Here is a 12,053-nt window from a genome sequence, read left to right as displayed (position 1 = left end):
AATCTAAACAAACCAATTCTCATTATATCCTCCCTCTGCGCTCTCTGCGTCTCTGCGGTTCGTTAAATAAAAAAAGGGATAAGCAAAACGCCTATCCCCAAAAAATCAACTAATTAATGATTTACGTTCCAGACTGCCAAGAATTGGTATAGTCAATTTGATCTGCTGTCAAACTATCAATGAAAATGCCCATAGCTTGCAACTTCAAGCGAGCAATTTCTTCATCCACTTCTCTAGGAATAGAATGCAAACCAGCAGCTAAACTACCCTTATTCTTCACCAGGTATTCAACAGCCAAAGCTTGGTTAGCAAAACTCATATCCATAACTGCGCTGGGGTGTCCTTCAGCAGCAGCCAAATTAATCAAACGTCCTTGTCCGAGTACAACAACGGATTTACCATTTGTTAATTTATACTCTTCTGTGAAAGGACGGACATCCTTGATTTCCTTAGCATTAGCCGCTAAGTATTTCAAATCAAGTTCTAAATCAAAGTGACCAGAGTTACAAACGATCGCACCGTCTTTCATCACATCGAAGTGTTCACCGCGAACGACGTGCTTGTTACCTGTCACAGTAATGAAGATATCACCGTGAGGCGCTGCTTCCGCCATAGGTAGCACGCGGAAACCATCCATAACGGCTTCAATAGCCTTGATGTGGTCAATTTCGGTAACGATGACGTTTGCACCCATACCACGGGCGCGGAGGGCTGTTCCCTTACCACACCAGCCATAACCGACAACTACAACAGTTTTACCAGCTAATAAAATATTTGTAGCGCGAATAATCCCATCTAAGGTAGATTGACCTGTACCATAGCGGTTATCAAAGAAGTGCTTGGTGTCTGCGTCGTTGACGTTCATCGCGGGGAAGGTAAGAACGCCTTCTTTAAACATGGCGCGTAACCGCACGATACCAGTTGTGGTTTCTTCGGTGCTACCAATTAAATCTGCAATTTGGTGTTGACGATGTTGAACTAATTCTGCTACCACGTCGCTACCGTCATCAACAATGATGTTGGGGCGATGATCTAATGCTATTTGGACGTGGCGGTTATATGTAGCGGCATCTTCGCCTTTTTGAGCAAATACGGCAATTCCATGATCAGCTACAAGGCTTGCAGCTACGTCATCTTGAGTTGATAGGGGGTTACTAGCAATTAATACTGCATCAGCACCGCCGGCTTTGAGAGCGATCGCTAAATGGGCAGTTTCTGTGGTGACGTGGGCGCAAGCAGCAAGGCGTAAACCAGCGAATGGCTTTTCTTTCTCAAAGCGATCGCGGATTTGCTTCAATACGGGCATTTCTCTTCCAGCCCATTCAATCCGTTGTCTTCCCAAGGGAGCGAGGGCGAGGTCTTTAACCTCGTGCTTTAATATGGGAGCAGTTGCAATCATGAAGAATTATCCTCTAAAAAATAAAACAGGTCTATAAACCTTTACGTACTTTAACAATATTTTCTGACAACTAGCCATATTTTCTCGTAAATACTGATTCCCGATTTATCAGCAAAGGTAATTTTTCCATTTATATGGCAAAATATATCAGATTTGATATAACAAAAAATATGGAACAAACTGATAAACCTCTAGTTTGGTTCCATGGACAGGTGAAAACTGAGAAGATAAAATTTTATGGATCAATTAAAGAGAGAACGTCTAGAAGCTAAAGGTGGGAAAATTGGCACAGCGACAGAATTTTTGGAATTAACTCCAGAGGAAGCAGCATTAGTAGAAATTAAATTAGCTCTCAGTCGCAACTTGAAAGTAAGAAGACAAAATTTAATGACTCAGACTGAATTAGCTACTAAAATTCATTCTAGTCAACCCAGAATTGCTCATGCTGAAAATGGAGATGCTTCTGTTTCCATTGAGTTATTAATACGTGCAATGTTAGCTACTGGTGCAACTCCCCAGGATATCGGCCAGATAATTGCTAGTGTGCAGGGGTGAGAGTATTTTCTAAATTAATGAAGCCAAAGTTTGCATTAACAGATGAGATTCCTTACCAATATCACCTTGCAATAAAAATTGATACCATTGTTGTAACTGTTGCCGAGCTAAAGTATAAAGCGGATCATCAATACCTGAGTGAAAAAGTTCTATTATCGCCTGTCTTTGAGTCTTTCCCCGTCCTAAAATCCTCAACCAGAGAGTGGAAATATCTATAGGTAGTTCATTTGTAACAACGATAGTAGTAGAAAAAATTGCAGGTAAATTATAAACACCTGGAATATTCACAGCAGATGATTTAATTCCAAATCCTTGAAAATGGTCAGGAAAAATAGAGGGAACGATGATCAATTGAGTTTTATTATCATCCTCTTCCGATTTTTCCTGATCTATATCTTTTAAAGTTTCATTTACAGGAATAATCCCGCCATTAGTTTCACTTGTCCACGTTAAAAAATGATTTATACAGTTTCTTAGTTCCTGCGTGTTTGGTGTCCAGCGTAAAGGTTGAATAATACAGGGAGTTGAAGTAAGTTCTCCCAATAATCCCAAGGATATCCTAGATTTATTGATATCAGGTTCAAACAATACATCTACTATTTTTGCTTCCGCTACCACTTCGGGACTAACTAATATATTAGGGTTATTAGTAAAGAGTGTTTCTATATATGTACGTTCCCAACCAGATCGAGAAGGATGTTTATAGACTCTTAATTTAGGGTTGCGGGGAATAAGTTCATTCAGGAAAATATTACCATAATTACTAAGTAGTATAGAAAGATAATCTTGGGCAAAAATCACAAAAGATGGTCGAGACATAGGAAATTTTTCAGAAATATTCTTTCTAAGATATTATACATTTAATTAGCCATATTTTATCATAAATACCTATTAGCTAGTAGATACTACCTTTATCTTCAATATAAGTAAGATTAAGACCTGATCTAACTTTTGGCTTTTTCATCCTTCTCTGGTAAGACTATAGCAACCTTGCGAGTTACCCAAGGAGGTATTTGAGTGCTAGTTCAATTTTTAGCTATTACGGGTTCAATGATCATATCTATTGCACCTGTACCTAAAGCTACAGCCCAAACTCCAGAGAATTTACACAAAACTGCATTTATCAAAACAGCATTAACCCAACCAGAAACGCAAACTCAGTTTTTCCAACAAGTTGGTATTGCTACTGCTAGTACCATCACTATGATGATTATGAGTTGGGGAGTCCGTCGTTTCCAAAAGCGTTTAAGTAATGATTTATTACAATCCTCCGAGCCTAATTCCCTAGAGGATCAACCCATTACCAAATTAATTAATCAACAACAACAGCAACATATCCAAGAAGTTAAAACCAGAATATTTCAACTCGCACAAGCTGGAATTTGGGTCAGTGGTAGTTTAATTATTTTAGGACTATTTCCTGCTACCCAAGCCCTACAAATTGGGATTCTCACTATTGCCAAAATTCCCATCAAATTAATTATTGTTGGTGTGGGAACGTATGTCATAGTCCGGTTTACTTATGCGATCATAGATCATTTTACCTCTACCATCATTAGTGGTGGAGCATTACTAACTCCAGAAACTTCCGAACGTCTCCAATTGAGAATATCCACGTTTTCCGGTGTCACTAAAAGTATCACCACCATTATTTGGGTAGGTGCGGGAATTTTAATGTCCTTAATTGCCTTGGGAATAAATATTGTTCCTCTTCTGGCTGGTGCTGGTTTAGTTGGTGTAGCGGTATCTCTGGCTTCTCAAAACTTAATTAAAGATGCAATTAATGGCTTTTTAATTATTTTAGAAGATCAATATGCTTTGGGTGATATGATTACAGTAGGTACTGTGGGCGGTTTAGTCGAAAAATTGAATTTGCGGATGACTCAAGTACGAGATGCAGAAGGACGTTTAATTACAATTCCTAATAGTGAAGTCAAAATAGTTGCCAATCTTTCCAGTCGTTGGTCACGGGCAGATTTAACAATTCCAGTTTCTTATCAAGCTAACATAGATGAGGCTTTAGAATTAATAGAAAATGTCGCTTTAGAGATGAATGAAGATCCCGAATGGCAACATCAAATTTTAGAAAAGCCTAATGTGTTGGGAGTAGAGAATTTTAGCGATCGCGGTTTAATGATTCGTGTATTAATTAAAACCCAACCTCTTAAACAATGGGGTGTAGCGCGAGAATATCGTCGTCGCTTAAAAATCAGCTTAGACGCAGCCGGAATTTACATACCCGTACCCCAACAAGCAAATTGGGTAAATGGCTTTTAATTAAGATATTTGGGGCAACCACGGGGGGTTTGTCCCTACTCCTCACAATTACATTTTCCTTATCACTCAATTCAGTAATTGATAATTAAAAAAAATATATCATTAGCATTAGAATTAAATTCTTTTATATTTCCGCATTCAAGGCTATCATCAAGGACATTACCAAAGATGAGAACCAGAGGTGACAGTTATGAATGAGCAATTATTAGAAAAAGACGCAATTAATAGCATTGAAGATAGAGAGATTGACTTAGAAGGTGCTTTTCAAGAATCTCAAATCCAAGACATTCTCGATAAATTAGATCAGGAATTAGTCGGTTTAAAGTCCGTCAAAAACAAAATTAAAGAAATGGCGGCTTTATTACTAGTTGATCGCATTCGCAAAAGCTTAGGATTGGATGCAGGTGCGCCTAGTCTCCACATGACCTTTTTAGGCAATCCCGGCATGGGTAAAACCACAGTAGCCATGCGGATGGCAGAAATTCTCTATCGTTTAGAATATATACGTAGAGAAACCGTTATGTTAGTAACCAGAGATGATTTAGTTGGTCAAGGTATTGGCCAAACAGGTCCCAAAACCAGAGAAGTTTTAAATAATGCTATGGGTGGCGTTTTATTAGTAGATGAAGCCTATACATTATATCGTCCAGATCATCCTGGGGATTTTGGCTTAGAAGCCATTGAAATACTCATGCAAGTCATGGAAAACCAAAGAGATGATATAGTCGTGATTCTCGCCGGTTACAAAACACAAATGGAGCATTTTTTCCATAGTAATCCCGGCATGAATTCTCGCATTGGCTTACATATTGAATTTAATGATTATAGCGTTGACAACTTAATGATTATTGGTCAATCTATAGTCAAATCCCAAAACTATTGTTTTAGTCCAGATGCCGAAAAAGCCTTTCGAGAATATTTAATTAGACGTAAAACCATGCCTCATTTTGCTAATGCTCGCAGCGTTAGAAATGCCATAGATAGAGCAAGATTACGTCAAGCAAATCGGTTATTAAGTAGTGGGAAAAAATTAAATAAACAGGATTTAATCACCATTGAAGCAGTAGATATTTTAGCCAGTCGAGTATTTAGAGAAGGTGTTCCCGATTGTGAAACCGAAAGTTAGATAATTTGGTAATTGGTAATTGGTAATTGGTGATTGGTAATTGGTAATTGGTAATTGGTAATTGGTAATTGGTAATTGGTAATTGGTGATTGTAGAATAATCCAAAATCCAAAATCTAAAATACACCCTGTTTAGAGTATAAAATCTAACAGGGTGGATTTTTATTGTCCCCTTGGCAATATAGTAAATTTGTACTATACTAACAAAATAGTCTTCAAACCTGGAAAGACTTATGGAATAGGGATTTTAAGGACTACACCTATGATGAAGCATTATATTCTCAATCTTAACCCCACCGCCAAGCATGAATGGGATCGTTGTATTATCCGTGATCCTCTGACGGCAAAACGTCCAGATATAGCTAAAATAATTGCTGAAGCCGTAGGTGCAGATACAGGTAGTTATTTAGTCAGTGTAAATATTGAAGTCACGGTATTACAGGAAGCACCAGCACCATTACCCGAACAGCTTTCCCTACCGTTTCCAGAAACGAATACAGCATCAATGCTAAGAGAAGCAGCTTAAAGGCTTAATAATAAATCAACAAGGTTATCAGCTTATGTAATTAGTTGATAACCTTGTTAATTTGCAAGTTTACCTCACCAATTAATTATTAATAAATAAACTAGATTTCAGGATAAGTAGAATAATAGCCGCTATTGACAAAATTTTTTGCCCTTTTTTTGTCAAAAATTAAACTTTGTTGTGAATCGTTAGATTTTTTACAAATTTTGCTGGGATTTGCTAATCTAGAATACAAGTATTAAATGTTTTATTTAGTTCTTGAGGTTTAGCAATGTCCAAAAAGCAAAAAGATATACAACTATCTCTATTTGGTGACGAACCAGAATATTTCAATCGGAAAAGAATATGGACGGCTGCCAAACATCGGATCATGTTAAGGTATATACAAGCCTTCTGTTATAACTTAGGTGGTAGCAAACCCTTTCAATCACAGTATCTTAACTATGTTGATGGTTTTGCAGGAAAAGGTAAATATGATAGAGGAATTGGCATTGAGGACTTTATAGATAAATCAGATTTTTGGAACAGATATAAACCGAATTTTTTAGATACTGATGGTTCACCTTTGATAGCTCTTAAATTAGCCAAAATATTTGAACTTGAAGATCGTGTTACATTAAGATGCTTTTTTACAGAGAAAAACAAAAAAAGAAACCAAGAACTCAATATTAACTGTAATTTAATAGGGGAAGGATTATCTTACAAAATTTATAAACCTCAAAAATTTGATAAAGTGTTACCTCAAATCATGAGTGAATTAGACAACTATCCAACATTATTTTTTTTAGATACTTTTGGTGTTCAAGGAGTAACTTTTGAAGAAATATGTTCTATAGCTGATTATGTTAGTAAATATAAAGGGGAATTATTCATCCTATTCCATAATATCGCAGTTGCTCGCAGTGGCGGCAGATATAAAACAAGTTATAAAGATTCCAAGGAAGAGAAAATTATGGAAACATATACACAGCATCTAACTAAACTTTTAGGTAATAACTCAGATATAGAATGGAAACAAAAATGGCTTGAATACCAACAAGAAGAGCAAAAAGAGCAAAAATTTGAAAGATGGGTGCTTGAATACTTCAAAGATAGACTGCGGAAAAATAGTAATTTTAATGGAGTAGCTAGTTTTGAAATCAAAGAGGAGTATAATGATACTCGACCACAATATCATATTGTAGTTGGCAGTAACCATCCTCAAAAAGCTTTAGGTGTCTTTTTAAATGATTTTGTGTATCAGGAAAATAAATTACTCTTCCATCAAGATGATAAAACTGGTCAATATCATAAATTTATGGACGATGAATGGGAACGTCAAAATAATGAACGTATTTCCACAATTAAACCTCAAATAATTGATATTTTACACATAAAAAATCAAGATTGGATGACTTTAGATAATGCTATAACTATGATTATTCTTGAAATTGGCAACCTTGGTTACTTAAATAGGACTAAATATAGAGAAATATTTCTAAAGTTGTATGAAGAAAAAATCATAGAAGCTAGAGAATTAGGTGCAAGAGGTAAATTAACTTTGGAAAATTGCATCAGAGTAGTAAAATAATACTAATATACCAATCCTAAATTTGTTATTGAGTATAATTATATGTCAGTATCTTCAACAATAGAATGGACTGAAGCCACATGGAATCCTACCACGGGCTGTCATAAAATTAGCCCTGGTTGTCAGAACTGTTATGCAGCACGTTTTGCAGAACGGTGGCGTGGTATTCCTGGTCATCCTTATGAACAAGGTTTTGATGTAAAATCTTGGCATGAAAGAATAACAATGCCTCTTTCATGGAAAAAACCTCGCATAATATTTGTTAATTCCATGAGTGATTTATTCCTTGATGAAATTACAGAAGAATTTATCATCAAGGTTTTTAATGTTATGGAAGAAGCGCATTGGCATCAATTTCAATTGTTAACTAAGCGTCCAGAAAGGATGTTAGAAATATCTAAACTTCTCAAGAAATGGCCTTCTAATGTTTGGGCTGGAGTCAGTGTAGAATCACAGGCTTGGACATGGAGAAGCGATATTTTAAAAGAAATTCCTGCAAAAATTAGATTTTTATCTTGTGAGCCACTTTTAGGTTCTTTAAAACTTTCTTTGGATAATTTACATTGGGTGATTGTTGGTGGAGAATCTGGTATAGGCGCTCGTCCTATGAAGATTGAATGGGTACGGGATATTAGAGAACAATGTATTGAAGCTAAAGTGCCATTTTTCTTTAAACAATGGGGAGGAGTTCAAAAGAAAAAATTTGGTAGAGAACTGGACGGAAGAACATGGGATGAATTTCCAAAATCAGTAGATAGTAAAAATAAAGTTTCAGCATTGGCTATTAAATAAGAATTATCTAAAAATATGAGTAACCAAATCACAATTACTCTACCAGGTTAGCGATAGTATTAACTATTTCTGTTTCTTTAATACAATAATTTATTTATTGTTTTTGCTAATTCTTGATGGTTATTTGGTGTGAATAAAAAACCATTAATACCATATTCTACCACTTCCTCTAACATACATCTAATATACAAGGTTTGGTTGACGCAAAAACACCCAACACTTGCAAAAGTATATTGCTAATGGCTGACTGGGCGCAAGCCCTGCGCCCCTACGTGATGAATTATGCCAAGTGCATAAAGATAATTTTCAGCAATTCAGCGCGGGTAAAAGGCTTGGTTAAGTATCCAGACGCACCGACAAATCTCGCTTTTACCTTATCTATAATTCCCTTATTGCTAGTCACAAAAATAATGGGAGTATTTTTAAACATGGAATTATTGCGGATAATTTTACATAGTTCATAACCGTCAATTCCTGCCATATTCAAATCCAGTAAAATCAAATCCGGTTTATGTCTAATAATTGACATGACTGCTTTCACTGGTTCATTAATAGTCACCAAAGTAAAATTCTCATCTTCCAAATAACGACTGATTTCTTTGAGAATTGTCGGACTATCATCTACAGAAATAATTTTGTAAGTCTTTTGAGTAATTCTCGTATTGGTTTTGACTTTTTGTGAATCAGCTTCTATGTTACTATTAACAGCTTCATGTGAAAAATCCTCTGGAGGTAAATCAGCAACATCTGGTACTAGCTGTTGAACCGCTAGATGATTCTGCGAAATAATGGGAGTTTCTGGAGAAGAATCTTGACTGGGTGCTACATCCCCAACAAATAATTTACCCCTAATTAACTCTGTACTATCTTCAGAAAATAGTAATGAACTTCCACAAGTTTTTGGTAACTTATCAAATGGAGGATCTGGTTCATGTAATACTATCGAACCCTTCACAATATAGGGATATAAACTTAACGCTAGTTGCAACTCATCTTGATTGATAATAATCGCTAGATGACGCAAGCTAAAACCCTTCATCCAATTGGTAATATTTTCCTGGAGTGGTGGTAATCTTTTATCCTGAAACTTGCTACTAACTAACAAATATGGACGCTGATAGGGAGAAGATATGTATCTACCAAGATACCGCCAATTTTGTAACTGATTTTGGCATTTTTCGATGATATCATTAACATCTAATTGACAAATTCTGGTAAAATTTTCCAGTGGTTGTGTTAGTTCAAAATCGCCTGTTTTAACGAGGAGAAATGATTCAATTACTTCTTTAACTAATTCCTGAATCAGTAATTTTGCGTGATAAGGAAGGAGATGTTGTTCATTAACCAGCCAATTAATCGCTTCATATTCGGGAATTTGGTCGGGTAAATGATGATTATCTTCCGATTCAAACACCAAGCGCATTTGTACACGCACTTCATTATCAACTAAAGGAATTTGTGGATGGAGACGACGCATTTGTCGTTCTAATCTATCAAAGGGTTCTACTGAATGAGTCGCATAGATAATTTTTCCTTTTTCTATATATACCAACCACAATACAGAATTACTATGTGCTTGCAACCGGGTAGTTTCATAACAATTGCTTAATTGTCTTAATAAACCTTGGGGTGATAATTTGGTAAATGTGCCAGTATTTTTCATATTTTTACAATTTTTTGGGCGGATATATCAACATAGTCTGGGAAAAGATTAAATATCAGGCTGCAATATGATATCACCTGGAAATATGGTCATGATCACAAGTTGTTAAATTATGAATATCAATGAAAAACATTTTTTAAGAATTCTCCTCCTCCGTTGAATGTAACAGTTTTTGTAGTTTTTTATTTTGATTTCCTATCATTGGTCTGGATAAAAATCTCGGTTTTGTCATATTTTGTCACTATTTCATCTTGATCAACTATATAGTGATACCATTGAGTATGCTGAGACTTTTTTGGTAATTTAAATTCATCAATCTTCCGCCGGATCTGCTTACTTTTCCTGGATTGAACAGTAATGAATTAATTTACCCAAGGACAGACTTAAATCCCACATAGAATCTTTAAAAATTTATGGAGGTAAATGTATATATTGATTATTACAGCAGATTGCAACTCAACAAACTGGAGAATCTGCACCAAAAACTATATACTTTGAGTAAAAGGAAAATAAGACTTTGGACTATAACATAACACAAAAAGTTATGATTGATACATTTAATCTTGACGAAGTTGTAGAATTTGCAGAAAACCCCGAACCCCGTTGTCCATGCGTGTTATTGCTAGATACTTCTGGTTCGATGGAGGGAGAACGAATCGAAGCCTTAAATCAAGGTTTGTTGAGTTTAAAGGATGAACTGGTGAAAAATTCCTTAGCATCCAGAAGGGTAGAAGTGGCAATTATTACGTTTGATAGTAATGTTAATGTTGTTCAGGACTTTGTAACTGCTGATCAATTTAACCCGCCGATTCTCACAGCCCAGGGGTTAACAATTATGGGTTCGGCTATTCATAAAGCCTTGGATCTTATTCAAGAGCGCAAATCCCAATATCGGACGAATGGTATTGCTTATTATCGTCCTTGGGTGTTTATGATTACTGATGGTGAACCCCAGGGTGAACTAGATCATGTTGTTGAACAAGCGGCCCAAAGACTGCAAGGGGATGAGTCTAATAAGCGGGTGGCGTTTTTTACGGTGGGTGTAGAGAATGCGAATATGAGCCGATTAAGTCAAATCGCTGTACGAAGTCCCCTGAAATTAAAGGGATTAAATTTCATTGAGATGTTTGTTTGGCTGTCTGCTAGTATGTCGGCGGTGTCTCATTCTCAGGTAGATGAACAGGTAGCACTACCACCAATTGGCTGGGGATCTGTTTAATGAAAATTGCAGCTTGTTGTTTAAACTGAACTAGCTGTGGAAAACAAATTATATGAATACATCAAAACAGATTTCTCAATGGCGGATAGTGGCTGCTTCTGTATGTGGGACTAGTCACACAAAAAACCAGCAACTTTGTCAGGATGCTCACCATTGGCAGCTATTGGCTAATAATGTGTTGGTGATAGCAGCGGCAGATGGTGCGGGTTCTGCTAAACTAGGGAAAGTGGGATCAATGATTGCGGTAGAAACGGCCATAGATCATCTTTCTCGCCAAGAGATGACGAGTGATTCTCTGGCTAATGATGATGTTTTGCGTTATTTGCTCACTGATGCTATGTTGGTAGCCCGCACGTCTATAGAAACAGAGGCGGATGTTTGTAATCATCAACTTCATGATTTGGCAACTACATTGATTCTGATGATTGCTACACCAGAAGTTGTGGCTGTGGGGCAGGTTGGTGATGGCTTGGCTGTGGCTAAAAATGGTATGGGTAATTTGATAGCGTTAACCATTCCTAGCAATGGCGAATATATCAATCAAACAACTTTTCTCACGTCTCTTGATGGTTTGGAGACAGCACAATTTAAAATATGCCGGGACGAGATTGTTAATGTGGGTGTTCTGACTGATGGTTTACAAATGTTAGCTTTGAATATGATTGTTGGTGAACCTCACAAACCTTTCTTTTTTCCTTTATTTGAGTTTGTAGCAAATGCTGAAGATAGAGTATTAGCAAAAGAACATTTAATGCGGTTTTTAAGTTCTGATAAGATTACTCAGCGGACTGATGATGATTTAACTTTAATTTTGGCTGCATTTATTAACTCATAATTTATAGTCATTAGGGATTAAAGATAGTATGGCTAATACCATACTCTCGGATCTCTGAACTTTTGACGGATTCCAATCACCTCATATAACCT

General features: G+C 36.4%; 11 protein-coding genes. 8 read left to right on the top strand and 3 right to left on the bottom strand.

The window, feature by feature from the left end; all coding sequences use genetic code 11:
• Nucleotides 1-121 precede the first annotated feature (121 nt).
• Entirely contained in the window at nt 122-1,399 is a 1,278-nt protein-coding gene (ahcY, locus tag IQ226_RS02725; protein WP_193891787.1) for an adenosylhomocysteinase, read from the bottom strand.
• 237 nt (nt 1,400-1,636) lie between these two features.
• Here ahcY and IQ226_RS02720 point away from each other — a divergent pair, with 237 nt between their 5' ends.
• On the top strand, nt 1,637-1,954 hold the full coding sequence (locus IQ226_RS02720; RefSeq protein ID WP_193891785.1) for a helix-turn-helix transcriptional regulator: 318 nt from the start codon (nt 1,637-1,639) through the stop codon (nt 1,952-1,954).
• A 9-nt stretch (nt 1,955-1,963) separates the two neighbouring features.
• Here IQ226_RS02720 and IQ226_RS02715 read toward each other — a convergent pair whose 3' ends face one another.
• Nucleotides 1,964-2,773: a hypothetical protein gene (locus tag IQ226_RS02715; RefSeq protein WP_193891782.1), complete on the bottom strand. Its 810-nt coding sequence runs from the start codon at nt 2,771-2,773 to the stop codon at nt 1,964-1,966.
• 198 nt (nt 2,774-2,971) lie between these two features.
• On the opposite strand from IQ226_RS02715, the gene IQ226_RS02710 reads away from it, so the two are divergent.
• The 5 genes from IQ226_RS02710 (at nt 2,972) to IQ226_RS02690 (ending at nt 8,244) form a co-directional block, all read left to right on the top strand.
• Nucleotides 2,972-4,231, top strand: coding sequence for a mechanosensitive ion channel family protein (locus IQ226_RS02710; protein ID WP_370567068.1), 1,260 nt, complete (start codon nt 2,972-2,974; stop codon nt 4,229-4,231).
• Nucleotides 4,232-4,421: 190 nt separating this feature from the next.
• Entirely contained in the window at nt 4,422-5,357 is a 936-nt protein-coding gene (locus tag IQ226_RS02705) for an AAA family ATPase (protein WP_193891780.1), read from the top strand.
• A 261-nt stretch (nt 5,358-5,618) separates the two neighbouring features.
• Nucleotides 5,619-5,882 carry a hypothetical protein gene (locus IQ226_RS02700; RefSeq protein WP_193891777.1) on the top strand — a complete coding sequence of 88 codons (264 nt, stop codon included), beginning with the start codon at nt 5,619-5,621 and terminating at the stop codon, nt 5,880-5,882.
• Between the two features lie 271 nt (nt 5,883-6,153).
• Entirely contained in the window at nt 6,154-7,452 is a 1,299-nt protein-coding gene (gene tcmP / locus IQ226_RS02695) for a three-Cys-motif partner protein TcmP (RefSeq protein ID WP_193891774.1), read from the top strand.
• 42 nt (nt 7,453-7,494) lie between these two features.
• Nucleotides 7,495-8,244 carry a DUF5131 family protein gene (locus IQ226_RS02690; protein ID WP_193891771.1) on the top strand — a complete coding sequence of 250 codons (750 nt, stop codon included), beginning with the start codon at nt 7,495-7,497 and terminating at the stop codon, nt 8,242-8,244.
• 280 nt (nt 8,245-8,524) lie between these two features.
• On the opposite strand, the gene IQ226_RS02685 is transcribed toward IQ226_RS02690, so the two are convergent.
• Nucleotides 8,525-9,907: a response regulator gene (locus IQ226_RS02685; protein WP_193891768.1), complete on the bottom strand. Its 1,383-nt coding sequence runs from the start codon at nt 9,905-9,907 to the stop codon at nt 8,525-8,527.
• Between the two features lie 544 nt (nt 9,908-10,451).
• Between IQ226_RS02685 and IQ226_RS02680 the strand changes: the two genes are divergently transcribed.
• Together IQ226_RS02680 and IQ226_RS02675 are read left to right on the top strand one after the other, a co-directional pair.
• Nucleotides 10,452-11,126 carry a VWA domain-containing protein gene (locus IQ226_RS02680; protein WP_193891924.1) on the top strand — a complete coding sequence of 225 codons (675 nt, stop codon included), beginning with the start codon at nt 10,452-10,454 and terminating at the stop codon, nt 11,124-11,126.
• Nucleotides 11,127-11,178: 52 nt separating this feature from the next.
• Nucleotides 11,179-11,961, top strand: coding sequence for a PP2C family serine/threonine-protein phosphatase (locus tag IQ226_RS02675; protein ID WP_193891764.1), 783 nt, complete (start codon nt 11,179-11,181; stop codon nt 11,959-11,961).
• Nucleotides 11,962-12,053: the final 92 nt, after the last annotated feature.

The organism is Dolichospermum sp. LEGE 00240, assembly GCF_015207875.1.
In the GTDB taxonomy this organism is placed as follows: Bacteria; Cyanobacteriota; Cyanobacteriia; order Cyanobacteriales; family Nostocaceae; genus Dolichospermum; species Dolichospermum gracile.
This window is presented reverse-complemented; position numbering and strand designations above follow the sequence as displayed.